21 protein-coding genes are annotated in these 24,441 nt (G+C 61.3%); 11 read left to right on the top strand and 10 right to left on the bottom strand.

Features of this window, described 5'->3' with window-relative positions:
- Positions 1-62 precede the first annotated feature (62 nt).
- The 4 genes from ACO06J_RS10395 to ACO06J_RS10410 are packed head-to-tail and all read left to right on the top strand — an operon-like array spanning position 63 to position 5,849.
- On the top strand, positions 63-1,169 hold the full coding sequence (locus ACO06J_RS10395) for a microcin C ABC transporter permease YejB (RefSeq protein WP_421760642.1): 1,107 nt from the start codon (positions 63-65) through the stop codon (positions 1,167-1,169).
- Positions 1,169-2,332, top strand: a complete 1,164-nt coding sequence (locus ACO06J_RS10400; RefSeq protein ID WP_421760643.1) for an ABC transporter permease — start codon at positions 1,169-1,171, stop codon at positions 2,330-2,332. Before ACO06J_RS10395 ends, ACO06J_RS10400 begins: the two co-directional genes overlap by 1 nt.
- A complete protein-coding gene (locus tag ACO06J_RS10405; protein WP_421760644.1) occupies positions 2,329-3,975 on the top strand; it encodes an ABC transporter ATP-binding protein in 1,647 nt (548 codons plus the stop codon). Before ACO06J_RS10400 ends, ACO06J_RS10405 begins: the two co-directional genes overlap by 4 nt.
- 35 nt (positions 3,976-4,010) lie before the next feature.
- Positions 4,011-5,849, top strand: a complete 1,839-nt coding sequence (locus tag ACO06J_RS10410; RefSeq protein WP_421760645.1) for an extracellular solute-binding protein — start codon at positions 4,011-4,013, stop codon at positions 5,847-5,849.
- 36 nt (positions 5,850-5,885) lie between these two features.
- On the opposite strand, the gene ACO06J_RS10415 is transcribed toward ACO06J_RS10410, so the two are convergent.
- From ACO06J_RS10415 to ACO06J_RS10440, 6 genes are all read right to left on the bottom strand, one after another.
- Positions 5,886-6,638 carry an ABC transporter permease gene (locus ACO06J_RS10415; RefSeq protein ID WP_421760646.1) on the bottom strand — a complete coding sequence of 251 codons (753 nt, stop codon included), beginning with the start codon at positions 6,636-6,638 and terminating at the stop codon, positions 5,886-5,888.
- A complete protein-coding gene (locus ACO06J_RS10420; protein WP_421760647.1) occupies positions 6,635-7,573 on the bottom strand; it encodes an ABC transporter ATP-binding protein in 939 nt (312 codons plus the stop codon). Before ACO06J_RS10420 ends, ACO06J_RS10415 begins: the two co-directional genes overlap by 4 nt.
- Positions 7,570-8,757 (bottom strand): ABC transporter permease, encoded by a 1,188-nt coding sequence (locus ACO06J_RS10425; RefSeq protein ID WP_421760648.1) that lies wholly within the window; start codon positions 8,755-8,757, stop codon positions 7,570-7,572. Before ACO06J_RS10425 ends, ACO06J_RS10420 begins: the two co-directional genes overlap by 4 nt.
- A gap of 6 nt (positions 8,758-8,763) precedes the next feature.
- Positions 8,764-9,675, bottom strand: coding sequence for a glycine betaine ABC transporter substrate-binding protein OsmF (gene osmF / locus ACO06J_RS10430; RefSeq protein ID WP_421760649.1), 912 nt, complete (start codon positions 9,673-9,675; stop codon positions 8,764-8,766).
- A 107-nt stretch (positions 9,676-9,782) separates the two neighbouring features.
- Positions 9,783-10,577, bottom strand: a complete 795-nt coding sequence (locus ACO06J_RS10435; protein ID WP_421760650.1) for a creatininase family protein — start codon at positions 10,575-10,577, stop codon at positions 9,783-9,785.
- Between the two features lie 16 nt (positions 10,578-10,593).
- Entirely contained in the window at positions 10,594-10,983 is a 390-nt protein-coding gene (locus tag ACO06J_RS10440; RefSeq protein WP_421760651.1) for a RidA family protein, read from the bottom strand.
- A 226-nt stretch (positions 10,984-11,209) separates the two neighbouring features.
- Between ACO06J_RS10440 and ACO06J_RS10445 the strand changes: the two genes are divergently transcribed.
- The 6 genes from ACO06J_RS10445 to ACO06J_RS10470 all read left to right on the top strand — a co-directional run bounded on the left by ACO06J_RS10445 (position 11,210) and on the right by ACO06J_RS10470 (position 17,309).
- Entirely contained in the window at positions 11,210-12,214 is a 1,005-nt protein-coding gene (locus tag ACO06J_RS10445; RefSeq protein WP_421760652.1) for an ABC transporter substrate-binding protein, read from the top strand.
- Between the two features lie 128 nt (positions 12,215-12,342).
- The gene (locus ACO06J_RS10450; protein ID WP_421762486.1) at positions 12,343-13,107 is read left to right on the top strand and encodes an ABC transporter ATP-binding protein; all 765 of its coding nucleotides are present in this window, start codon (positions 12,343-12,345) and stop codon (positions 13,105-13,107) included.
- Entirely contained in the window at positions 13,107-13,976 is an 870-nt protein-coding gene (locus tag ACO06J_RS10455; RefSeq protein WP_421760653.1) for an ABC transporter permease, read from the top strand. Before ACO06J_RS10450 ends, ACO06J_RS10455 begins: the two co-directional genes overlap by 1 nt.
- A gap of 4 nt (positions 13,977-13,980) precedes the next feature.
- Positions 13,981-15,297, top strand: coding sequence for a cytosine deaminase (locus ACO06J_RS10460; RefSeq protein ID WP_421760654.1), 1,317 nt, complete (start codon positions 13,981-13,983; stop codon positions 15,295-15,297).
- Between the two features lie 3 nt (positions 15,298-15,300).
- Positions 15,301-16,707 (top strand): FAD-binding oxidoreductase, encoded by a 1,407-nt coding sequence (locus ACO06J_RS10465; RefSeq protein ID WP_421760655.1) that lies wholly within the window; start codon positions 15,301-15,303, stop codon positions 16,705-16,707.
- A complete protein-coding gene (locus ACO06J_RS10470; RefSeq protein WP_421760656.1) occupies positions 16,707-17,309 on the top strand; it encodes an NAD(P)H-dependent oxidoreductase in 603 nt (200 codons plus the stop codon). The genes ACO06J_RS10465 and ACO06J_RS10470 overlap by 1 nt, the downstream gene beginning before the upstream one ends.
- 478 nt (positions 17,310-17,787) lie before the next feature.
- Here ACO06J_RS10470 and ACO06J_RS10475 read toward each other — a convergent pair whose 3' ends face one another.
- The 3 genes from ACO06J_RS10475 to ACO06J_RS10485 form a co-directional block, all read right to left on the bottom strand.
- Positions 17,788-18,813, bottom strand: a complete 1,026-nt coding sequence (locus tag ACO06J_RS10475; protein WP_421760657.1) for a cell wall hydrolase — start codon at positions 18,811-18,813, stop codon at positions 17,788-17,790.
- 200 nt (positions 18,814-19,013) lie between these two features.
- Positions 19,014-19,766: a hypothetical protein gene (locus ACO06J_RS10480; RefSeq protein ID WP_421760658.1), complete on the bottom strand. Its 753-nt coding sequence runs from the start codon at positions 19,764-19,766 to the stop codon at positions 19,014-19,016.
- Positions 19,756-21,384 carry an RNA-directed DNA polymerase gene (locus ACO06J_RS10485; protein WP_421760659.1) on the bottom strand — a complete coding sequence of 543 codons (1,629 nt, stop codon included), beginning with the start codon at positions 21,382-21,384 and terminating at the stop codon, positions 19,756-19,758. Before ACO06J_RS10485 ends, ACO06J_RS10480 begins: the two co-directional genes overlap by 11 nt.
- Positions 21,385-21,574: 190 nt before the next feature.
- Here ACO06J_RS10485 and ACO06J_RS10490 point away from each other — a divergent pair, with 190 nt between their 5' ends.
- Complete coding sequence (locus ACO06J_RS10490) at positions 21,575-22,765, top strand: phytanoyl-CoA dioxygenase family protein (RefSeq protein WP_421760660.1); 1,191 nt, start codon at positions 21,575-21,577, stop codon at positions 22,763-22,765.
- Positions 22,766-22,828: 63 nt separating this feature from the next.
- Here the strand turns inward: ACO06J_RS10490 and ACO06J_RS10495 are convergent, their stop codons facing one another.
- Positions 22,829-24,181, bottom strand: a complete 1,353-nt coding sequence (locus tag ACO06J_RS10495; RefSeq protein ID WP_421760661.1) for an HD domain-containing phosphohydrolase — start codon at positions 24,179-24,181, stop codon at positions 22,829-22,831.
- Between the last annotated feature and the right edge of the window lie 260 nt (positions 24,182-24,441).

Genomic DNA, 24,441 nt, shown 5'->3' on the forward strand with positions numbered 1-24,441 from the left:
TCCTGACCAATCTAGACCATTGCTAGCCTGTCACCGACCCCTCGGACCCACCGGAGCCTGATTTGGGCGCCTATATCCTGCGTCGCCTGCTGCTGATCATCCCGACCATGTTCGGGATGCTGGTGGTTTCCTTCTTCATCACCCAGTTCGCACCCGGCGGGCCGGTCGAAAACTATCTCGCGCAGGTCAGCGGGCAATCTGTTGCCGGTTCGGCTGCAGTCGGTGGCAGCGAAGGCGGCGACTTCGCCGGCCAGGGCGTGGTCAAGGATACCGACCAGAAAGCAACGGGTTATCGTGGCGCCGCCGGCGTTCGGCCGGAAATCCTCAAGCGCATCGAAAAGCAATATGGCTTCGACAAGCCCCCGGTCGAACGCTTTTTCGCGATGATCTGGAACTACCTGCGCTTCGACTTCGGCGACAGTTATTCGCGCGGCGTGCCGGTGCTCGACCTGATCGCGCAGAAGCTCCCGGTGTCGATGACGCTCGGGCTCTGGATGACCCTCCTCACCTACGCCATCTCGATTCCTCTTGGCATCGCCAAAGCCGTCCGCGACGGCTCCCGCTTCGACGTGTGGACCTCCACCGTCATCATAATCGGCTATTCGCTGCCCGATTTCGTCATCGCCGTGCTGCTGATCGTACTGTTCGCCGGCGGCAACTTCCTCGACATCTTCCCCTTGCGCGGGCTGGTTTCCGAGAACTGGGCGAGCCTCCCCTGGTACAGCCAGATCCTCGACTACCTCTGGCACATCATCTTGCCGATCACCGCCATGGTGCTCGGCGCCTTCGCCACGTCGACATTGCTGATCAAGAACTCGTTCATCGACGAGATCAGGAAGCAATATGCGATGGTCGCCCGCGCCAAGGGCCTCAACGAAAAGCAGGTCCTCTACCGCCACGTCTTCCGCAACGCGATGCTGCTGGTGATCGCGAGTTTCCCCGCCGCCTTCGTCGGCGCGTTCTTCGGCGGCTCGCTCCTCATCGAGACGGTGTTCTCGCTCGATGGGCTGGGCTACCTCGGCTACCAGTCGGTGGTGAACCGCGACTACTCCGTGGTCTTTGCCACCTTCTACATCTTCTCCCTCGCCGGCCTGCTGCTCGGGCTGGTGTCCGACCTCATGTACATGTGGGTCGATCCGCGCATCGATTTTGAGAGCCGGAACGTCTGATGGCAGCATTGACAGGCTTTGGCGTCCCAGTGGTGGTGTTCGCGCCAGCCGATGCACCGACTTCGAGCAGACTTCTGTCGCCTATCAACCGCCGTCGGCTCAACGTTTTCACGTCCAACCGGCGTGGTGTGTGGTCGCTCTGGATTTTCCTGGTGCTGTTTATTCTCACCATGGCATCCGAGTTTGTCGCCAACGATCGGCCGCTGCTTGCCTCCTACAAGGGCGAGCTGCTGGTGCCGGCGCTGGTCAACTACCCCGAAACCAAGTTCGGCGGCTTTCTCGCCGACACGGCCTATCGAGACCCCTTCATCGCCGATGAGATCACCGCCAATGGTTGGATGATCTGGCCCCCCATCCGATACTCCTATGGTACTGTAGATGAAGCGCTTTCCGTCCCCGTACCGTCTGCGCCGTCATGGCAGCAGACAGCTGAGGAACGCTGCGGGCTGTTCGCCCAGGGCGTCAACGACCCGTCCTGCAATCTCGGCAACTACCACTGGCTGGGCACTGACGATCAGGGCCGCGATGTGCTGGCGCGCGTCCTCTACGGCTTCCGCATCTCGGTGCTCTTCGGCCTCATCCTCAGCGTTCTGTCCTCCGCCATCGGCATCACTGTCGGCGCCATCCAGGGTTATTTCGGCGGCTGGGTCGACCTGATCGGCCAGCGCCTCCTCGAGATTTACGGCTCGATCCCGCAGCTCTATCTGCTGCTGATTATTTCGAGCGTCATCGTTCCAAGCTTCTGGGTGCTGCTCGGTATTCTGCTTGTCTTTTCATGGACTTCGCTGGTAGGCATCGTCCGAGCCGAATTCCTGCGTGCACGCAATTTTGAGTACGTGGCCGCGGCAAGGGCGCTGGGTGTTTCGAATACGTCGATCATCCTCCGCCACGTCCTTCCCAACGCGACAGTCGCCACTCTCACCTTTGCCCCATTTATTGTAGCCGGATCGGTTACGACGTTGACAGCGCTAGATTTTATCGGCTTCGGCCTCCCCTCGGGCTCGCCATCGCTGGGGGATTTGCTCAACCAGGGGAAAGAGTACCTCTTCGCACCCTGGCTCGCGATCACAGGCTTTGTCGTGATCGCTACGATCTTGCTTTTGCTCGTCTTTATTGGCGAGGCGGTCCGCGACGCCTTCGACCCAAGAAAGACCTTCGGATGACCGAGGGCCCACTCCTCCAGGTCGGGAACCTCCATGTCGACTTCAAGGTCGACGCGCGCATCGTGCACGCCGTGCGCGGAATCTCCTTCGACATAGTGCCGGGGCAAACCGTTGCGCTGGTTGGCGAAAGCGGCTCGGGGAAGTCTGTCACCGCCCTGTCTATCCTGAAACTGCTGCCCACTCATGCAGCCTCCCACCCAAAGGGCCGTATCCTCTTTCGTGGAGACGACCTGCTGGCGGCGGGCGATGGTGCCATCCGGGCGGTGCGCGGCAATGCCATCTCGATGATCTTCCAGGAGCCGATGACGTCGCTCAATCCGTTACACACGGTGGAGCGGCAAATCTCGGAATCGCTGCAATTGCACCGGGGCCTCAGCAAGACCGCGGCACGGGCGCGTGTGCTGGAACTCCTGAGCGAAGTGGGTATCTCCAACCCATTGTCGCGGCTGGATGATTTCCCGCACCAGCTGTCCGGAGGGCAGCGGCAGCGCGTGATGATTGCGATGGCGCTGGCGAACGAACCCCAGCTTCTGATTGCCGACGAGCCCACGACCGCCCTCGATGTAACGGTGCAAGCGCAGATCCTCGACCTGCTGAAGTCCCTGCAGCAGAATCGCGGCATGGCGATCCTTTTCATCACCCACGATCTCAGCATCGTGCGCAAGATGGCCGACACTGTGCATGTGATGACTGAAGGTCAGGTGGTCGAACACGGCCCAACCGAGCAGATCTTCGCGTCCCCCCAGCATGCCTACACCCGGAGATTGCTCGCTGCAGAGCCCAAAGGCCCACCACCCGAGGCAGATGCGACGGGACCAGTGGTGATGGAAGCGCACAATCTGCGCGTCTGGTTCCCGATCAAGCGAGGCCTGCTTCGCGGTGTCGTTGGTCACACGAAGGCCGTCGACGGTGTGGACTTCGCGATCCGCCAGGGCGAAACGCTTGGCGTCGTTGGAGAATCCGGATCAGGCAAGACCACCCTGGGACGTGCGGTGCTGCGGCTCATTGGCTCGGAAGGCCGCATTGCCTATCTCGGAAAGTCGATCGAAGGGCTCTCGTCGCGTGCCATGCGACCGCTCCGCAAAGACATGCAGATCGTCTTCCAGGACCCCTACGGGTCACTCAGCCCGCGCATGACGATCGCCGAGATCATTGCCGAAGGCTTGGCCGTGCACCTGCCACAACTCACTGCGCCGGAGCGGGATGCCCGGGTTGTGCGGGCGCTGATTGAGGTCGGCCTCGATCCCGAGGCACGGTTTCGCTACCCGCACGAATACTCGGGGGGCCAGCGGCAGCGCGTCGCAATCGCGCGGGCCATGACGCTTGAGCCCAAGTTTGTTGTGCTGGACGAACCCACCTCGGCCCTCGACGTCAGCGTGCAGGCGCAGGTGGTGGATTTGCTGCGTGATCTGCAGCGCCGCCATCGCCTAACCTACCTGTTCATCTCGCATGACCTGCGTGTGGTCAGGGCCCTCGCGAGCCATATCCTCGTCATGAAAGATGGAAAAGTGGTCGAGAGTGGCCCGGCGGCGCAGATCCTCGATGCGCCGCGCTCCGACTATACTCGCGCCCTCATGGCCGCTGCATTTTCCGTATCCAGCACCGACCCGCAATCCCTCGATTCCGAAATCAATCGCCCGTAAGTTCGGCTCACCCGATCTCCCCAACGGAGGCTCCTATGCGTATCGCCGCCCTCGCTCTTTCACTGCTGCTCGCCATCTCCCCTGCCCTCTCCGATGACAGAGTGTGGCATCACGCGACATCGCTGATCGGCGAGCCGAAATACCCTGAGGGGTTCAAGCAGTTCGACTATGTTAACCCCAATGCTCCCAAGGGCGGCACGGTGCGGCTGAGCGACATGGGCGGCTTCGACACTTTCAACCCGATCTTGCCCCAAGGCGAGCCGGCTTCAGGGCTAGGCCTCGTCTATGAGACGTTGACGACCTCCTCAGAGGACGAACTCTCTACTGAGTATGGCGCGTTGGCAGAGGCATCGACTTTCCCGGACGACTTCTCGTCGGTGACCTTCCGCATGAACCCCCGGGCAAAATGGCAGGATGGCCAGCCGGTTACGGCCGAGGACGTGGCGTGGTCCTTCAACAAGGCTACAGAACTGAACCCGAGCCAGGCCAACTACTACGCCAATGTCAAAAAGGCTGAGGTCACGGCCCCCGGCGAGGTGACCTTCACGTTCGACCAGACCGGAAACCGCGAACTGCCCAAGATCATGGGGCAATTGACGGTGCTACCGCAACACTGGTGGGAGGGAACGGACGCCAAGGGCGCCAAGCGCGATATCAGCAAGCCGACACTCGAAACGCCGATGGGCTCAGGTCCTTACAAGCTGGCAAGCTTCAGCGCAGGCAGTTCGATCACCTATCAGCGCGACCCCAATTATTGGGCCCAGAACGAAGGCTTTGCGGTAGGGCAGAACAATTTCGACCAGATCAAGTACGAGTTCTTCCTTGATACGACTGCCGAATTCGAAGGCTTTAAGGGCGACGAATTCGACTGGTGGGACGAGAACCTCGCACTCCGCTGGCAGGGTGGGTACGACTTCCCGGCTGTCGCGGAAGGCAAGATCATCAAGGAAATATTCGAGAACCCCTACCGGAGTTCCGGGATCATGGTCGGCTTCGTACCCAATCTGCGGCGTGCGACTTTCCAGGATGAAACGCTCAGGCAGGCGCTGCTCTATGCGTTCGACTTCGAGGAACTCGACAAGTTGAGGTTCTTTGGCCAGTACGACCGTATCAACAGCTACTTTTATGGCACGCCACTGGCTTCCTCGGGCCTTCCAGAGGGCGAGGAACTGGATATCCTCAATTCGGTCAAGGACTTGATCCCCGCCATCGTGTTTACGACCCCCTACACCAACCCGGTGAACGGCGACCAGTCAAAGCTTCGTGGCAACCTGAAGACCGCGCTCGATCTGCTGACCGGTGCAGGCTACACGCTCTCCGGCAGCACTCTGAACGATCCGAGCGGCAAGCCGGTGAGTTTCGAGATCCTGCTCAATGGCCCAACCATCGAGCCTATTGCAACGACCTTCCAGACCAACCTCAAGCGCCTCGGGATTAACGCCAGCATCCGTACGGTCGACTCCCCACAATACATCGAGCGGGTGCGGTCTCGCGATTTTGACATGATCTACACCGGCTGGGGGCAGACGATGTCACCTGGCAATGAACAACGTGACTTCTGGGGTTCTGCTTCGGCAACGCAGGAGGATAGCCGGAACTATGCCGGCATCTCCGATAACGGCGTTGACGCGCTGATCGACAAGATCGTCTACGCAGATGACCGCGATACCCTGATTGCAGCCACCAAGGCCCTTGATCGCGTTCTGCTGGCGCATCACTATCTGGTGCCGACCTACACGCTGCGCAAAGCCCGCATCGCGCGCTGGGACCGCTTCAGCCACCCCGATACTCTGCCGGAATACTCGATCGGCTTCCCCGGGACCTGGTGGTACGACGAGACTAAGGCTGCAAAGACTGGCGCGGCAAAGAACTAGCGCGTCGAAGGGCCGTTCCCCTTTCGGCGGCACGGCCTAATCGGATGCTTGAGACAAACCGCGGGTGCGCTTGAGCAATTGGCGCTCCAGCGCCGATAGCGCGTCGTAGATCAGGACGGCCATCGTGGCCACGACCAGGCCGCCCTGCAGCACGAAGGCGAGGTTGTTGCTCAGCAGCCCGGCGATGATGACTTCCCCAAGGGTACTGGCAGCTACCGTCGAGCCGATGGTTGCGGTCGCAATCGAGATCACGACCGAAAGCCGGATGCCGGCGAGGATCACCGGCATCGCCAGTGGGACTTCAACCTGCAGCAGACGCTGGGAATTGGTCATTCCGCTGCCGCGCGCCGCTTCGATGACTGCAGGCGGTAGAGTGGTCAGGGCAGTAAGGGTGTTCTCAAAGATCGGCAGTAGCCCGTAAAGAAACAGCGCAACCAGTGTTGGGGCGGTGCCGAATCCGAGCACAGGCACCGCCAATGCCAACACGGCGACTGGCGGGAATGTCTGGCCAATATTGGCGACGGAGCGACTAAGCGGCAGGAACTCTAAGCCGGCTTGCCTCGTAACGAAGATCGCAAGACCAACCGCGACCACGATTGACGCCACAGTCGCAACGGCGACGATCGCCAAATGGCTCAGGCTCAATGCAAGCAGCGAACTTTGCACGTAGATCGCCGGCTGACCGTTCTTGGTAAGAGGTGCAAAGACGAAAGCGAAGCTCTCCGGCATAGCGATGAACGCAACGAGCAAAGCCAGAGCCACCAGCCGCAGGATCAGCCCGGGCTTCATTTCGGCCGGGCCGCCAGCGTGGTCAACTGCGCAAGGGTCACCCGCCCGACAATGGCGCCATGCCCGTCGGCAACGGGCACGGCTGCCCTGCCCGACCACAGGGCTTCTTCAAGCGCGTCACGGAGGCTGAGGCTCACGGATACCGGCGTGCCCTCGGCGTCGCCCGGTTCAATGAAGTCAGCAATAGGTCGCAGGGCCAAAAGACGGAACGCCCTATCACCGCTCCCCAGTAGTTCACCGACGAAATCGGTGGCGGGATGGGTGACGATGTCGATCGGGCGCGCGTCCTGCAGCAGCTTGCTCTTGTCGAGAACGACGATCCGGTCCCCAAGGTGGATGGCTTCCTCGATGTCATGCGTAACCAGGACGACTGTCGTACCAAAGCGGCGCTGGATGTCACGCAGGTCGGCGCGCGCCTTGGCCCGGATGATCGGATCGAGCGCACCAAATGGCTCATCCATCAGCAGCAGCTTCGGTTCGGCTGCAAGCGCCCGCGCGACGCCAACGCGCTGTTGCTGCCCGCCGGAAAGCTGCGCAGGCAGGCGATCGCGATAGAGGGCGGGGTCGAGCTGGAACAGGGTCAGCAGTTCGTCGACTCGAGCTACGATTCTTGCCTTGTCCCATCCCAAGAGCTTGGGAACCGTCGCGACGTTTTGTGCCACGGTGCGGTGCGGGAAGAGGCCATTGCCTTGAATGACATAGCCAATCTGACGGCGCAGTTCGAACGCCGGGATGCTGGTGGTGTCGCGACCGTTGATCACTACCCGTCCGGAACTCGGCTCGATCAACCGGTTGATGATCCGCAGCAGGGTGGTCTTGCCCGATCCCGAGGTGCCGACAATCGTGGTGATCGCACCTTCCGCCACGCTCAGGCTGATGTGATCGACGACGGTCGCGCCTTGATAGGTCTTGGAGACATTCTCGATCTCGATCATCTCGAAACGCCTCCAGGGGTTGCCAACTCGACGGCAGCGTCGAGAACAATGGCCGCTGCAAAAGACAGCGCAATGGTTGGAACGGCGCCGAGCAGAACGAGATCCATCGCGGTCTGACCGACGCCCTGGAACACAAAAACACCAAACCCACCGCCGCCGATCAGCGCGGCGATGGTCGCAAGCCCGATGTTCTGGACGAGAACGATGCGGATGCCGGTGAGGATCACAGGAAAAGCCAGAGGGAACTGCACGAGGGTGAGCCGCTGCCAATCCGTCATGCCCATGCCCTTGGCTGCCTCTTCGGCGGCCGGCGGAACGCCTTCAATACCGACCAGTGTATTGGCCACAACCGGCAGCAGCGAATAGGCGAAGAGAGCTAGGAGCGCCGGCGCGGCGCCAATGCCTGAGATGCCCAGAACCGACGCGCCGGGAACAGTTGCGGCAACCCAGGCGAGTGGCGCAATCAACAGCCCGAAAAGCGCAATTGAAGGAATGGTTTGCACGGCATTGAGCGTGTTGAGAACCGGTGCGCGAAGCCAGGCGGTCCGTTGGCAGACGATGCCGAGCGGGACACCAACGATGGTCGCTGCGACCAGAGAACCAAGCGCCAGCTCGATATGCGTACGCCCCTCCCGCCAGAACACATCAGCTCGAGTGGCGTATTCGCGGAGAATGGAGATGTCGTTGAGCGTGCCAATCGACAACAACAAGGCGATCGCCAGGGCAACGACCACCAAGGCTCCGACGCGCTGCCAGGGATTGGGGCGAAGTCGCGCGAAGCCATCCGCCGAGAGTAGGGAAAAGGCTAGGAGCAGCAGCCAGAAACCAGTGCCGGGCGCGATGCGGATGAGCGCATCACCCGGCGGTGTCAGTGCCGTTGCCGCGGCCCCTATGCCAGCAGCCAGTCCAAGCAGCGCCAAAATGCTGGACATGGCGCGCCAGACGGCCGCCAGTTGAAGCAGAGTTGCACCCAACGCTGCCGCTAGAACGCCTAGCAACAGGATTGCCTGCCAGGCCGGCAAGGCTGAGAACAGCCCCTGCCCGACGCCTGCTGCGATGCGGTTGGCACGAACGACAAGAAAGGGCTGGGTAAGCCCGGCTATGCCGAGCACCGCGAGAAACACGCCCAACCGGTTCAGCGCGAGGCGGCCGCTAAGCGGCCTCGCACCGATATGCGCGGTCATTCCGAGTTACTTGAGGAACCCGTTCGACTTCAGCCAATCGATTGCTACGGCCTGAGGAGCCTCGCCACCGACCTGGATCCGGCCGTTAAGCGTCTGAAGGGTCACCAGGTCAAGCTTGGCGAAGATCGGCGCGAGCAGGGTCTCAATGGTAGGGTTGGCCTTGAGGACAGCTTCGCGAATGATCGGCGCGGGCTCGTATACCGGCTGAACACCGAGATCATCGGCGAGCACCACGAGACCGGACGGGGCGATGGCACCGTCGGTGCCATAGACCATTGCGGCATTGACGCCGCTGGTCTGTTGGGCTGCGGCAGCGATAGTGGCTGCGGTATCGCCACCCGACAGGGTCACCAACTGATCGGGCTTCAACGTGAAGCCATAGACCGACTGGAATTTGGGAAGCGCGGCCGGCGAAGAGACGAACTCGGCAGAGGCCGCAAGCTTGACGTTGCCGCCCGAGGACACCCACTTGCCGAAGTCGGTGAAGGTCACAAGCTTGTTGGGCTCTGCAACGTCCTGACGAACCGCTACGGCCCAGGTGTTGTTGGCAGGGGCCGGGCTCAGCCAGACGATCTTGTTGGCATCGTAGTCGAGCTTCTTGGCTTCCTCGTAGGCCTTGGTCGCATCATTCCAGAGCGGATCATCGGCCTTGTTGAAGAAGAAGGCGGCGTTGCCGGTATATTCGGGGTAGATGTCGATCTGGCCGGTGGTAATGGCCTCGCGCACGACCGGAGTGCCGCCAAGCTGGATCTTCTCGGTCACCGGGATGCCATTGGCCTGCAGGACCTGGCTGATGATGTTGCCCAGAAGGCCGCCTTCGGTATCGATCTTTGACGAGACGACAACCTGGGCACTGGCCATCGAGACACTGAGTGTCAGCGCGGCCACGGCTGAAAAGAGGACTGCTGAAATACGCATTTGAAGCTCCGTGGGGATGTGCACCGTATTTCGTGCGAGCCTATACGGAAGTTACGTGGCTGGCACCCTTTTGGGATCACAATGTTATGGTCTCGCTGGCGAAAGACTTATTTTGCCAGGGCAGGAAGCGGATAGCGCTCAACCTCGCGCAAGAGCTCGACGAAGCCATCCACCGCGGTCTCTACCGTGATGCGGCCCTTGTCGGCGGTTGCCTTGCTGGCTTCGCCGGCGGCGCCGAGAGGGTGAATGTCGCTGGCAACCCAGGCGTAGCTGAGCATCCCGGTGGGGCGCATGTATTTGTACGCCTGCTCGTCGCGCTGGGCGACCGAAGGGAAATCCTGCAGTTTATCTCGGTGCACCAGTTCCGGGCGCAGGTGCATGACCAGAGAGGTTTCGCTATCGCCGCCGTGAATGCCGTAGCGGTTCTCGATGTCGGAGTAGATGTCCTTGGGCCAGAAGTGGCTCCAGCCTGCCTTGACGACCAGCATGTCAGCGCGCACGCGGAGTTCGCGCGCTACAATGTCGAGGATCGAAACGTTGCCGCCGTGGCTGTTGACGAAGACAAGCTTCCGGATTCCAGACCGCGCGACTTCGAGGCCGATCTGAGTCCAACTGCTGATCAGGTCTTCGGCGAGGTTGGTGACCGTGCCGACTTGCCAGATGTGTTCATTCGACTTGCCAATCGCCTGCACCGGCAGGATGCGGAGATTCATGTCGGCAGGGGCTCTTTGAGCCAGAAGGTCGAGGTGCCCCTGATTGATGATCGTGTCGGTACCCACTGGCAGGTGCGGGCCGTGCTGTTCGACTGCGGCCACCGGCAGTATGGCGATGGTTCTCTCGGGATTCAGGCCATGGAATTCGTCGGCGGAAAAGTCATTCCACCAGATCTTGCGGTAAGTCATTGGGGTCCTTTAGAATTCAGCCAGGACTGGCAGCGATGGCTTCGATTTCGACGACAAACTCGGGGCGCGCGAACCCGGCGACGATCATCAGGGTTGAGGCTGGAAAGGGTTCTCCAAACAGGCGGTTGCGTACCTGCATATAGGGCTGCAGATGCTCGCGGCCCGTCACATATGCATTGATGCGAACGATGTCGCGCAGGCCCATGCCGCCCTCGGCAAGGATGGCCGCGATATTGGAAAAGCACAGTTCGGTCTGTGACGCGCAATCTAGAGGGATCGAGCCGTCTTTGGCGATGCCCAATTGCCCGGAACAGAAGATGAGGCGCGAGCGAGAGCTGACTTCGAGCCCAGGACTGTACGGCGCGAAGGGCGGATGAATGCTGGCTGGTGAAAGCGGCTTATGCACAGGAACCCCGATGTGTATGCTCAGCTAAGCGCCAAACGATCGGGAAGGAAAGCCCCAATCTGATCTGAGCTGCCTATTCCTGCGGCATTTCGGATTATGGCGCGTTTTTGGGCTTTCCTTTTTGGTTGTGGCGCGGAATGAATTGGGGGCGTGCGTTCTGCGCACACAGCTTCGCCTACCGGCCGGCGGATCAACGCGCGGCCAGACGGGAACAGGGAGACTAAAGATGATGAATCTCAGCAAGCTATTTGCTGGTGGATTGCTCACGCTGGCATTGGGTGCTGGCGGTGCATTGGCGCTTGATAAGGTCAGCTACGGCACGAACTGGCTGGCCCAGGCAGAGCATGGCGGCTTCTACCAAGCCGTGGCCGACGGCACCTATGAGAAGTATGGCCTCGACGTGACTATCCGCCAGGGTGGGCCGCAGGGCGCCAACCGCTCGCTGCTGGTCGGCGGCCAGATTGAGTTCTACATGGGCGGCATGTCCACTGCGATCGACGCTGTCAAGGAAGGTATCCCGACCCTGACGCTCGCCTCGATCTTCCAGAAGGACCCGCAGGTACTGCTGGCCCATCCGGATGCGGGCTTTGAGACCTTTGCGGACCTCGCCAAGGCCGACAAGTACATCCTCTCCAAGGACGGGTTCATCTCGTACTTCCCGTGGATGAAGTCGGCATACCCGGACTTCAAGGACGAAAAGTTCGAACCCTACACGTTCAACCCGGCGCCGTTTATTGCGGACAAGCAGTCGATCCAGCAGGGCTACGTGACCTCCGAGCCGCTCGAGATCAAGAAGCAGACCGGTTGGGAGCCCAAGGAGTTCCTGCTGGCCGACAACGGCTACGCGCCCTACTCCACCACGATCGAAGTGATGAAGCCCTGGTATGACGAGCACAAGGATATCGCCAAGCGCTTCGTCGAGGCCTCGATCATCGGCTGGTACAATTACCTCTACGGCGACAATACCAAGGCCAACGAGCTGATCAAGAAAGACAATCCGGACATGACCGACGATCAGATCGCGTTCGGCATCGCCAAGATGAAGGAACTCGGGATTGTCGTTTCGGGTGACGCGGAGACCAACGGTATCGGCTGCATGACCGCCGACCGCTGGCAGTCGTTCTATGACCAGATGAAGGCCGTCGGGATGTTCCCCGAGGGGATCGATGTGACCCAGGCCTATGTGCTGGACGACGTCTGCCACGGCGTTGGCAAAGAGCTGGTGAAGTAAGCTAAACCTCTGTCGGCGCGGGCGATTCTGCCCGCGCCGTTTTGACCCTAATCTGGGCTCCCGAATTGACCGAACAGACACTCGCCGACGCCGGCAGCGCGGCCCCGTTGCGCCGCACGGTGGTTTCCATGCGCAACGTGAACAAGATCTTCTCCAATGGCACCCTTGCCCTCAAGGACATGTCGCTCGACGTGTTTCGCGGCGAGTTCATCAGCCTCCTAGGCCCTTCAGGCTGTGGAAAATCCACAGCTTTGCGGATCATCGCGGGGCTTGGCGGTGCCAGTTCCGGGCAGATTGACTGGCCGTCGTCTAAGATCAATTCACGCGGCCTTCCTGAAGGCGACATTGGGTTCGTGTTCCAGGAACCGACGCTAATGCCGTGGCAGACGGTGTTCGGCAATGTGTACCTGCCGTTGCGCCTCAAAGGCGTGAGCAAGGCTGCAGCCCGGCCACAAATCATGGAGACCCTGGCGTCCGTCGGGCTGGCTGACTTCGAGAAATCCTACCCCCGCGAGCTCTCGGGTGGCATGAAGATGCGAGTCTCCATTGCGCGCGCTTTGGTAACCAAGCCGACGCTGCTGCTGATGGATGAACCCTTTGCGGCACTTGATGAAATTACGCGGCAGAAACTCAATGACGACGTGCTCCGGTTGTGGAAGCAGTCCGGGGTGACAGTCATCTTCGTGACGCACTCGGTGTTTGAGAGCGCTTACCTATCGAACCGTATCGTGGTGATGAAGGCGCGGCCCGGTCAGGTGTACGCTGATGTGCCGCTGCACACTTCGGCAGAGCGAAACGCGGACTATCGCACCTCGGAAGAGTACCGGGCGACGACGCACCAGGTGTCGCGCGCCTTGCAGGAAGCGATTCATATCGGCGGGGGAGACCACTGATGAGCGACACCCTGCCTGCCGTTCCGGCGCATGATGAGAGCGGCACTGACAGCGCCGTTGCGATCCTCGCGCCCCGTACGCCGCGTTCCGAAAAGATCATGCGGATCGCCATACCAATTGGCATGCTGGTGCTCGCGGTGATCGCCTGGCACCTGACGGTGGTGCTGAACAACATTCCGAAATACATCCTGCCGGCCCCGGCCGACGTGGCAAAATCGCTGCTCACCGACTACCCGACGCTGCTGCCGGCGCTATGGGTAACTCTGAGGATCACCTTCACGGCCCTCTTCCTGGCGTTGGTGGGCGGGGTGGCGCTGGCGATACTCCTGGTACAGTCGCGCTGGATTGAACTGGCGCTGTTCCCGTTCGCAGTGATCCTGCAGGTGACGCCGATTATTGCGATCACACCGCTACTGCTGATCTACGCGCCCGATACCCAGACTGCGCTGCTGATCTGCTCGTTCCTCGTGGCGTTCTTTCCGATCCTCTCCAACATGGTGGCGGGACTGAAGAGCGTCGATCACAACCTGCTCAACCTCTACGATCTCTATGGCGCGTCGCGCTGGCAGACGTTGATTTACCTGAAGATTCCGGCGGCGATGCCCTACTTCATGGCTGGTCTCAGGATTGGTGGTGGGCTGGCGCTGATTGCGGCCGTGGTCGCTGAGTTTGCTGCAGGCACGGCAGGCGAAGGCTCGGGGTTGGCTTTCCGACTGCTGGAAGCCCAGTACCGGCTCAACATCCCGCGCATGTTCGCGGCACTGATCCTCTTGACGGCGACAGGCATCGCGATCTTTGGGCTGACCTCGTTCATTTCATGGTTCTCCTTGCATCGCTGGCATGAGAGCGCCATCCGGCGGGAGAACTGAGCGGATGGCCGCAATTGAAAGCCTTTCAACCGGCACGGTGACGCTGACCAATGCCAGCGTTCCGAGCGCTGCGCTGGGCAGGATTGGCGATGGATCGGTGCAAAAGCTGGACATCACGATCACTGAAGGCCGGATCAGCGCCATTCGCCCGGCTGGGTCGGCTGCCGTCGACGGGCCTGCCTTTGATCTCGATAAAGGCCTGATCTTGCCTTGCTTTGTCGACATCCACACCCACCTCGACAAGGGCCATATCTGGGCGCGCAAGGTCAACCCGGACGGGACTTGGCTCGGCGCGCTGGTGGCGGTGAACGAGGACAGGGAGAGCCTCTGGGCGGCCGCTGACGTGGAGCGGCGGATGGAGTTCTCGCTGCGCTGTGCGTATGCGCACGGCACGGCGGCGATCCGCACCCATCTCGACTCCTCGCCACCGCAGCACGAGATCAGTTGGACGCTGTTCGAGAAGGTGCGCGAAAGGTGGGCCGGGCGGATCGAGTTGCAAGCGGCGGCGATTGTCGGGCCGGACACGCTGGTTGACCCCGTGGCGCTCGACCAGGTGGCGCGGCAGGTGAAAGCCTCTGGCGGGCTGATGGGCGGCTCTGTGGCGGTCTATGACCGCTCCAAAGAGGCTATGCTCGCAGTGCTCGACAAGGCCGGCAACCTTGGGCTCGATGTCGATCTCCACACCGACGAGACGGGCGATCCGGCGGCGCATGCGCTGCTGCACCTCGCGGAAGCTATTGTTGAGACGGGGTTTTCCGGCAAGGTGATGGCCGGACATTGCTGTGTGCTTACTGTGCAGGACGAGCGCACGGTGAAGGCAACCATCGACAAGACGGTCGAGGCCGGGATTGCCATTGTGTCGCTGCCGATGTGCAATATCTACCTGCAGGACCGGCAGAACAGCGGCGGCACGGTGCGGACGCCGATCCGCCGCGGCGTGACTTTGCTCAACGAATTCAAGGCCGCTGGGGCCGAGGTGGCAATTGCTTCGGACAACACGCGCGACCCCTTCTATGCCTATGGCGACCTCGACGGCGTCGAAGTGTTCCGCGAGGGTGCGCGCATCCTGCAGTTCGACCACCCGCAGGCGGACGCCTGGGACTGGGTGCGGGCCATTGGCTCGGCACCCGCCGCCCATGGCGGGTTTGCCTACAAGGCGGTGATCGAAGTGGGGGGGCCCGCCGATCTGCTGCTGTTCCGGGCGCGTAGCTGGACAGAGCTCAATTCACGCCCGCAGTCTGACCGCATTGTTCTGCGTCAAGGCAAGGCGATCGACCGCACGCTACCTGATTACCGCGAACTCGACGACCTGATGGAGTAGACGATGGACATTTCAGCATTCCGCACCGCGATCAGCGGTATTCCGGTCGAAGATAACCCACGGATCGTGCAGCAGAAAAGCCGCGATCACTACTGGTACTCGCCGCGCCTCAAATCCCAGCTTGAGAACGTGACAGCCGAGATCGTGGTGTCGCCCCGGACGCAGGACGAGGTGGTGACTGTGCTGCGGGAGGCCTTCAAATATGAGGTGCCGGTGACGCCGCGTGGTGCCGGGACAGGCAATTACGGGCAGGCGATGCCGCTCTCGGGTGGCGCCATCCTCAACCTGATGAACCTCGACAAGGTGATCTTCATCGAGAAGGACCGGGTGCGGGCTGAGGCCGGGATCATCATCGAGAAGCTTGATGAAGCGACAATCGCGGCGGTGAACGGCGAGCTCCGGTTTCACCCCTCCACCTATCGCATGGCGTCGGTTGGCGGGTTCGTGGCTGGTGGGTCTGGCGGCGTCGGGTCGATCCGCTGGGGCGGATTGCGTAACTTTGGCAATATCTTGGGGCTGAAGGTGATCACCTGTGAGGCCGAACCGCGGGTGCTGGATCTCAAAGGTCCGGACATTCTGAAGGTGGCGCATGCCTATGGGACCAACGGGATCATCGTCGAGGTAGAGATGCCGCTGACGGCACACTACGACTGGGTCGATGTGATTGTGGGGTTCGATACGGCGCTCGAGGCCTGCGCGTTCGCCGAGCAGGTGGCGCTGCAGGATGGACTGCTGTGCAAGGAGATTTCGCCGGTCGCGGCGCCGATGCCGCATGACTATTTCAACCGTCACCGCCCCTATATCCGCAGCCGTGAGCAATCGGTGGTGCTGCTGATGGCGGCGCCGGCTGCGGTGCCGGCGCTGGTGGATTTCATCGCGTTCCATGAGGGCGACCTGCTTCTGCGGGGCGATACGCTGCCGCCCGAAGAGAAGGCGAAGCTGCCGCCGGTTTACGAATTGGCGTGGAATCACACGACCTTACGCGGGCTGAAGATCGACCCGACGATCACCTATCTGCAGACCCAGTACCCCGACCTGGCGCATGTCAAATGGGCGATCGATACGTTTGGCGACGAGTTGCCGATGCATATCGAGATGACGCGGTTTGACGGGCGGGTTGTGTTTTCGGGGCTGCCGGTGGTGCGCTACACCTCGGAAGAGCGGCTGGAAGAGATCATCAGGCTGCACGAGGAGAACGGCTGCCTGGTGTTCAACCCGCACCGCTATACGCTCGAAGAGGGTGGGATGAAGCGGACGGACCGGGCGCAGCTGCAGTTCAAAAAGGAAGCCGACCCCAAGGGAATTCTCAACCCTGGCAAGATGATAGCCTGGGATGACCCGGACTTTGACTTCGACAGCGGCCGTACCTGGCTGTTCACCGGGCTCTACACGCTGGGCGGCAACGCCTGATGCGGGTTCTGGTGGTGCATGCCCATCCGGTTGAGACCAGCTTCAACCGGGCGCTCTATGCGGCGACGGTGGAGACGCTGAAGGCCGGGGGGCACGAGGTGGACGGGATGAACCTCTATGACGAGGGGTTCGACGCAGTGATGAGCCGCGAAGAACGGCTCAATTACCACGATGTGCCGGGCAACCTGACCACCCTGACGAAACCGTATGTTGACCGGGTTCGCGCAGCGGATGCCATCGTTTTCGTGCATCCGGTGTGGAATTACGGTTATCCGGCGATCCTCAAAGGATTTTTTGACCGCATATTCCTGCCCGGCGTAAGCTTTGTGCTGGTGGGTGGGGACGGGCCGGACAAGGGCAAGCTGATCCCCAGGATGAAGAACATCAAGAAGGTGGCGTTCGTGACCACCTATGGTGGCGACCGGTTCCGCACCATGCTGATGGGCGATCCGCCGCGCCGGCTGGCCCGCCGCTGGGCCTGGGCGACGTTCGGCACGCCGCTGCCGCCGAAGTATCTCGCGCTCTATGACATGAACAACCAGACCGAGGCGGGGCTGACGGGCTTCATCGAGAAGGTGAAGCGGGCGCTGGCGACGTTTTAGGTTTCATCGGCTCTTCGGCTTGGGGCTCACCCCATCCTGTTCTCCCCCATCGACGCTTCCGAGTGTTCGTTACGATAGAGCTATTATCGCACCGCCGGAGGGCGGGGGGATAAGTTGGGAATGTGTGGCGATTTCAGGGGGTTGGGGCGCCGGAGCTGGGGCTGGGCGCGCGCTGGGACCGAGGGGTTGCCTCGGGTTTGACTTGGCGATGAACGGTGGTTGAACGGGAGCTGAGGCGGGGGATTGGCAGCTTAGAGGGCGCTGTTTGCCACACTTGAAACACGGGGATGAATGGAGGTTGAATGGGGTGGGGGCGAGCAGGTCGGAATGATCGTACCCCCCTCCACCACCCTGCGGGTGGTCCCCCTCCCCCGCCACGCGGGGGAGGATCAGTCTAGCCATTCGAGCATAGCTCTCATGGCCTTCTCCCCTCGAAAGGCGCCACTGGCGCCTTTCGCCCTGACGGGACGGCTCGAAGTCAGCCGAACTGCCAGCCGCGTTTGAACTGGTAGAAGACGTGCATGCCGATCTTGGTGACCTTTTTCATGCGCGGGGCCCAGTGGGGGTAGACGTAGGTGGCGTGGTAGTGGGTGGCGTGGCCGACTTCGGGGAGGTAGTCGGTGCCGGAGATGACGTCCTTGGCGATGGTCATCGCCTGCTTCCAGGATTTGTCGTCGGTGACGCGCTCGGGGATGCCGTCGCAGGCGAAGGAGAACTGGCAGGCGTTGCGCTGGTTCTGGTTCTGGAACACCACGCCGCAGATGGTGGAGGGGTAGAGCCGGTGGGCGACGCGGTTCATCACCACCTGCCCCACCGCGACCTGGCCGCGATAGCTCTCGCCGCGGGCTTCGAAATAGATGGCGGTGGCCATGCACCACACATCCTTCTGGGAGACCTTCTTGCCCGACTTGTCGGCGACCGAGCCATCGAACACCGTGGCCGGCAGATCGGCGCGGGCGTAGGCGAGCTTGGTGGACATGGTGCGCGGCACCGGGATGCCGGTATCGGGGAGCGAAACGGCCTCGATGGCGGTGAGCGCGGGATTTTCGAGCGGCGCGGTGAGGGACGCCACATCGATGGGGCGCGCGACATCGGCGGCGGGCGGCGCGACGGCGGCGACTTCGACCGGTGAGATGATCGCCGGCATCTTGGGCTGGCGCAGCGCTGCGATGCGGGCGCGGATATCGTCAAAGCTGTGGCTGACGGCGACGACATCGACGGTGGGGCGGGCGCGATCGGTTTTTTCGGCGCGGTTGGGGCCGGCAAAGCTGCCGGTTGAAAACATGTGGTCGATCGAGCCGGTGATCATGATGTCCTCACCGGAGCGGGTGAGGGAAGCCTGGGGCGCGGTGGCGGCCAGCGCGGCGGTGGCAAAGCCGGGCGCGTTCGCCCCGCCGGTGAAGCCGGCATAGGCGAGCATGGCCAGCGTCACGCCGCCAAGGGCCTTGAGCGCAACAAGCTCGCGATAAGCCCGCTGTGCTGGGCTGGTCCGGTACTGGGCCATCAGAACGCTTTACTATCCAACGCAACGCAACAAACACACACACCGGCATTTCACTGAAACTGTGACGCAAATGCCGACAACCCTGATAATGCGCGGTTAGGGTTAGGGAGGGGTTAAGGCGCGGAGGGGGGATGGTCTAGGCAACTTGGCGTGCAACTTTCGCCGTACCGAAAGGACCTGGCTGAGCGCGGGCTCTGCTTTCAGCGCCGATCAAACTCCTGCCCCACAGCAAACCTCAGCAACTCGAGGAGCTCGACGCGGTTCGACGAAGCGGAGGCAGCTTGGAGAAGCTGATCAAAGTTGATGAGGAGTGCTGCGTTGCGCCGGGGGTTCAGCAATAGGACGTCCGACCATATTGCAGCGTCACTCTCGATGGTTCGCGCGTAGCGCAGAAGCCAATACATCAGAACTTGGCGGAAATCGCCCGCGCCAAAATTGCGCTCAATGTGCTTCACCTCAATAAGCGTTGAGCCGATCGCGAAATCCCCGTTACCGGATGCTATCCAGCCGAGGCCAGGAATGAGGGGGGCGTGTTCCAACACGGCAGACGACTGCTGTGCCTGAACGCTCTGCAGCATCGCCACAAGATTCCGAGAAGCGTGGTCTGCAACCAACACGTCGCTCTGTTCAAGCTTTTCAGGAATTCGGGCGTCGAAATGTCGACGCTGCCGTTTCGAAGCAAGCGTCAGACATTCTTCCCAAGACGCAACCTGCTTGTCCCGCAACTCGCTTTCAGCGCGTGCCATCGAGAGTTCGAATAGCATCGCGTTCTGAAGCTGACTTTTGTCAATCATCTCGGCCGGAATAGCGCTGATGCCGGAGAAGGAGAACATTTTTGCGTTCAGGGCATTGACGAGTCCGCCAGTAAGTCGCGGAAACAGAATGTCGAGAACCCCGGGAATGTCTCGCGCGACGGTGCGTGGATCGCGGGTTGGCGATCGACTAAACGGCATGCTTCACCCAGTCTTCATAACAGGCCGCAAAACTGCCCGGTGCGCCCGCTTCGATCCCGAGTTGCCAAACCTGCGCAAGCGACCCGCGTAGTTGGTCCCTAGTCTTCAGGCCTTCGTCGCCGAATGCCCCAGCCGCCAGCCACAACATCCGTTGCTCACCGGCTCCAAGATTCTGCCATTGGTTGCGCAAACGCGTGAAGTTCGTACGATCCAACCAATGCCTCCAACAGTCAATGCAGGCACGACGGACCGAGGCAGATGACGTTGAATCGTAGGTCTGGCGTACGAAGCTGCCGCGCAAGTCGGTCCTGACGAATCGAAGCGCCCGCAGGAAGTGAAGCATGTTGGCTTCGGGAACGAGCAGATGTCCGCCAGCAGCGGGTATCCGATCAAGCAAACCATCGATCGTACTGAAAATCGATTTGAACTGGTCGTTTGAGCGCACGGCATACACGCCGCGCATGATTTTTGACCACGATGCACGGAACGCGTCTAGATTCTTCGGGTCGAGCAGCGTGTCGCACAGCTGCGCTGCGATAGCAGGCTCTTGAAACTTGAGCGCACGTCCAATCTGCGCGAGAACGAATGCATCTGGTTGTGACTTCTCCCGCTCGAGATCGAGGAGAAAAGCAACGTCGATTTTCTCGAACGATTGCTTGAGTTTTTCATATTCGGTGCTCGCCGTATCCGAGTATGGGTCAAAATGTAGATCAAGCTCGCGGAGCGCGAGACTGGAACTCTCCCCTTCTCCTAGCTGCGCTGAAATGAAGTCCTTGTAATGTTTGGCACTCAGGATGGTCGTCTTGCTGCGATTTAATGATAGACCATAGTCAGCCAACGTGTGCGACAGCGCTGATAGCGCCTTGTAGGCATCCTGCTGCGAGCGGCAGATCAATGTATAGTCGTCAACGTAGCGGTGCCAGACGAGACCGGCATCGCTCAATGACCGGTCAATCGGTGTCATCATTACTTCGGCCAGAATGCGCGCACATTGACCGCCGACTGGAAGACCGAAGGAACGGCCCGCAGCTAACTTGCTCAGGATGCGATCAATCTGCAACGCAAGGGTGGACCCCGGTGCTAGATCCTTGACTGCATTTTCCAGGCGGTGGTGGTAGATGTGCTCATAGAAGCTCGCGACATCGGTTTGGATAACAACCGCGTGGTCATCGTCCAGATCGGGCTCGCCCAGAGTCGAGAGCTTATAGGCGCGCCACGACTTGGTTCGATCAAAGAAGCCAGGCCCCTGTTCTGCTAGGCGGTAGGAGTGCGCGCGGGGGCTTCTCTGACCTTCGTTTGCCTCTGCAATCGCTAGGCCAAGGCCGTTGAGGTATAGGTTCCAGAATGAATGAATCTTTGTAGTAAAACGAAAGCCATGAGGCCCTGAAGGAACGAGCAGACGCTCGGCCGCGATCGCTAGCCCGTTCATGAACGACGCTGGCTTTCCGAATGCTCCGCTGTCGACGCTTTGAAACAGGTGCATGCAAAGTGCCGCAAGATCGGCAGCCTTGTCCTTGATAAAGGCCGCCTCCAAATCGTAGGGCAATGTATCGTTGTCGCCACTATGCCCGATCTCGATTGCGGCTCGCAAAAAATGTTCCTTCTCAACCTTGAACATTTTCTTCCTTTTTTGCTTGTCGTGAGTAGCACTTCTGCATTCCTCAGACTTGTCTCTGTTTGCAGACAATTGATTTGTCTGTCTAGTGCTGGGTAGCGTTATCGCTCGCTAGAACGCAGTGCGGAAACCCTGATTCCGCTGGTGCCCCAGTCACGCTATGGTCTCCACCAAACACAACAAGGAGGACACCATGACCGAACACCTATCGCAAACCCGTGCCGAGCGGGTTTGGCTGGATCAGTCGCAGTGCGACATTGGGGCGTTTCGCGCACTCGTCGAGCGGAGCACGGACCTTGCCGATTATCCGTTTGCGGCCGGGGTGGAGAAGAACGTTCTGATCTATGAGGGCAGCGCCGTTCGGGCGGCTGCCGCCAACCCTGTAACCCGCCGGCAAATTCTCGCTGAGTGGGTGGAGGCGATGACGGATGGGCCGGGGGTGGTGGTGTTCAAGGGGGCTTATGAGGACACCGGGCCGATCGATGTGGCGACGGGATTGTTCAACGCGCTGATTGCCGAGCAGCACGCGCGTGGCACCGGCGGGGGTGACCATTTTGCCAAGCCCGGGGCCAATGACCGGATCTGGAATGCGCTGGAAAAACTCTGCCTCGCGGACCCCGAGGCGTTTGCGGCCTATTATGGCAACGAGATTGTGGCGCTGATCTCAGAAGCCTGGCTGGGGCCGGCGTATCAGGTGACGTCGCAGGTCAACTGCGTGAACCCGGGTGGGGCGGCGCAATCGGCGCATCGGGATTATCATCTGGGGTTTCAGTCGGCGGAGGCGATTGCGCGGTACCCGGTGCATGTGCACCGGATTTCGCCGGTGCTGACGCTGCAGGGGGCGGTGGCGCATTGCGACATGCCGCTTGAAAGCGGGCCGACGCTCTACCTCCCATACTCGCAGGCGTACCTCCATGGGTACCTCGCGACGGGGCTGCAGGAGTTCAAAGACTACTTCGCCGCGCACCATGTGCAGTTGCCGCTCAAGAAGGGCGATGCGGCGTTTTTCAACCCGGCGCTGTTTCATGCGGCGGGCAATAACCGCTCGGCCGATATCAGGCGGATGGCGAACCTGTTGCAGGTGTCATCGGCTTATGGGCGGGCGATGGAGAGCGTCGACCGGACGAAGATGAGCGCGGCGCTTTATCCGGCGGTGCAGAGGCTGCTCGCGGCGGGGACGATTTCGGCGCGCGAGGCGGAAAATGCGATTGCGGCGAGCGCGGAGGGCTATTCGTTCCCCACCAACCTCGACCGCGACCCGCCGATTGGCGGGCTGGCGCCGGAAACGCAGCAGGCGCTGTTTCACCGGGCGCTGGAGGCGGGCTGGAGCAGCGCGGCCTTTGCTGAGGCGCTGGCAGTGCAGGCGGAGAAGAAGCTGACTTAGCTCTTTGTCGCGTTTCCGAACCGGAAAGCTGTTGCCACTTTTCCTGGAAACGCTCCCGGGGCGCTAGGCGGCCTTCGCGGCCTCCATGGTGATCAAGGCGGCTTTCAAGGCTGCGACGCAGGTGGCATCGAGGGCCGGGCCGGTCATTTCGTCGAGGATGGCGAGGGCCTGGTCGGGGCTCATGGCCTTGCGGTAGGGGCGATCGGCGGTGAGGGCGTCGAAGACATCGGCGACGGCGACGATGCGGGAGTGGAGATCGATCTCGTCGCCGGCGATGCCAACGGGGTAGCCCTTGCCATCGAGCCGCTCGTGGTGGTTGCCGGCCACTTCGGCGAGATCGCGGAAGGCGGCGACACGGGAGAGCACGGCGCGCCCGAGGGCGGGGTGGCGCTTGATTTCGGCCCACTCGTCGTCATCGAGTTTGCCGGGCTTGTCGAGGATGGAGTTGGAGACGCCGAGTTTGCCGATATCGTGGAGCAGCGCGGCACGGCGGAGGTGGCGGCACTCGTCGTCGGAGAGGTTGAGCTCGACGGCGATCATGTTGGAAAACAGCGCCACGCGATCGCTGTGGCCGCTGGTGTAGGGCGTCTTGGCGTCGATGACTTCGGCGAAGGCGGCGGCGATGTCGTCGAGATAGTCGTCGTTGACCGGACGGGCGTCCTTGATGGCTTCGAAGGCGACGACGCGCTCCTGGAGGGCGGGATCGGCCAATGAGCTCCAGAAGGCGGGATCGGCGCCGATGCGCATCAGGGCATCCACCAATTGCGGGTCGAACCAGGTGCCGGCGCGGCGCTTGACTTCGGCGAGGGCGGCGGCGGCGCCTTCGCTGGCAAAGAACACGTCGGTCACCTGCGCCATGAGGGCGACACGGGCATTGAGGGAAATGGCGGGGCCGGTCTTCTTCCGTGGCAGGCCCTTGCCGTCCCAGTGTTCATCGAGATCGGTGATGCCCTGGGCCACGGCTTCGGAAAAGCGCATCTGGCGGGCGATGTCGGCGCCGCGATGGCAGCGGGTATCGGTGAGCTCGAAGCTGATCTCGCCGGTCTGCAGCGCGGTATCGATGATGAGCTTGAACCGGTCGATCAGGTTCTGCTTCATGCCGGCATTGGCGATCAGGTAGCGCAGGAACTGTGGTGCGGTGTGATCGAGGAACTTGGCCTTGCGTTTGAACATGATGTCGTCGGTCAGATAGAGCTGGCAGACGCGGGCGGCGGTGGTGGAGCACCCGATGTCCTTGAGCAGGATGGTGTAATAGAGATCGGTCAGCTCGGCGGAGTTAAGCCCCAGGTCGATGCCGACCTGCACGCCGATCCAGCAGGCGCGGATCGAATGGCCAACGGGCTGGCCCTCGGTCATATCCAGAGCATGGCTCAGCGCACTGACAAGCTCAGCGAGTTGGACTTCGTCGTGTGACATGGGACCCCCCGGATGTGTTCGGTTTTGCCTACCACCTAGTGGGTAAGTAAAAACCTACCGGTGGATCACGGAAAGGAAGAGCGTTAGCGCGGGGTAAATGGGTGCGGGGGCGGCGTGACGGGCACTCCCCTCACGAGCAGCAAGGGCGCTTGGCGCAGGCGACGTTCTGCATCCGGTTCACGTTATGCGCTGCGGCTTGGACGCTCAGTAATCAAATGTGGACTCTGAATTATCGACTGTCTCATCTCCGCCACCTATCT

The organism is Devosia sp. (assembly GCF_965229025.1).
GTDB lineage: Bacteria > Pseudomonadota > Alphaproteobacteria > Rhizobiales > Devosiaceae > Devosia_A.

Coding starts and splice junctions, on each gene's coding strand:
- ACO06J_RS10400 (WP_421760643.1), top strand. CDS start 1,169: ATGGCAGCATTGACAGGCTTTGGCGTCCCAGTGGTGGTGTTCGCGCCA.
- ACO06J_RS10405 (WP_421760644.1), top strand. CDS start 2,329: ATGACCGAGGGCCCACTCCTCCAGGTCGGGAACCTCCATGTCGACTTC.
- ACO06J_RS10410 (WP_421760645.1), top strand. CDS start 4,011: ATGCGTATCGCCGCCCTCGCTCTTTCACTGCTGCTCGCCATCTCCCCT.
- ACO06J_RS10415 (WP_421760646.1), bottom strand. CDS start 6,638: ATGAAGCCCGGGCTGATCCTGCGGCTGGTGGCTCTGGCTTTGCTCGTT.
- ACO06J_RS10420 (WP_421760647.1), bottom strand. CDS start 7,573: ATGATCGAGATCGAGAATGTCTCCAAGACCTATCAAGGCGCGACCGTC.
- ACO06J_RS10425 (WP_421760648.1), bottom strand. CDS start 8,757: ATGACCGCGCATATCGGTGCGAGGCCGCTTAGCGGCCGCCTCGCGCTG.
- osmF (WP_421760649.1), bottom strand. CDS start 9,675: ATGCGTATTTCAGCAGTCCTCTTTTCAGCCGTGGCCGCGCTGACACTC.
- ACO06J_RS10435 (WP_421760650.1), bottom strand. CDS start 10,577: ATGACTTACCGCAAGATCTGGTGGAATGACTTTTCCGCCGACGAATTC.
- ACO06J_RS10445 (WP_421760652.1), top strand. CDS start 11,210: ATGATGAATCTCAGCAAGCTATTTGCTGGTGGATTGCTCACGCTGGCA.
- ACO06J_RS10450 (WP_421762486.1), top strand. CDS start 12,343: ATGCGCAACGTGAACAAGATCTTCTCCAATGGCACCCTTGCCCTCAAG.
- ACO06J_RS10455 (WP_421760653.1), top strand. CDS start 13,107: ATGAGCGACACCCTGCCTGCCGTTCCGGCGCATGATGAGAGCGGCACT.
- ACO06J_RS10460 (WP_421760654.1), top strand. CDS start 13,981: ATGGCCGCAATTGAAAGCCTTTCAACCGGCACGGTGACGCTGACCAAT.
- ACO06J_RS10465 (WP_421760655.1), top strand. CDS start 15,301: ATGGACATTTCAGCATTCCGCACCGCGATCAGCGGTATTCCGGTCGAA.
- ACO06J_RS10470 (WP_421760656.1), top strand. CDS start 16,707: ATGCGGGTTCTGGTGGTGCATGCCCATCCGGTTGAGACCAGCTTCAAC.
- ACO06J_RS10475 (WP_421760657.1), bottom strand. CDS start 18,813: ATGGCCCAGTACCGGACCAGCCCAGCACAGCGGGCTTATCGCGAGCTT.
- ACO06J_RS10480 (WP_421760658.1), bottom strand. CDS start 19,766: ATGCCGTTTAGTCGATCGCCAACCCGCGATCCACGCACCGTCGCGCGA.
- ACO06J_RS10485 (WP_421760659.1), bottom strand. CDS start 21,384: ATGTTCAAGGTTGAGAAGGAACATTTTTTGCGAGCCGCAATCGAGATC.
- ACO06J_RS10490 (WP_421760660.1), top strand. CDS start 21,575: ATGACCGAACACCTATCGCAAACCCGTGCCGAGCGGGTTTGGCTGGAT.
- ACO06J_RS10495 (WP_421760661.1), bottom strand. CDS start 24,181: ATGTCACACGACGAAGTCCAACTCGCTGAGCTTGTCAGTGCGCTGAGC.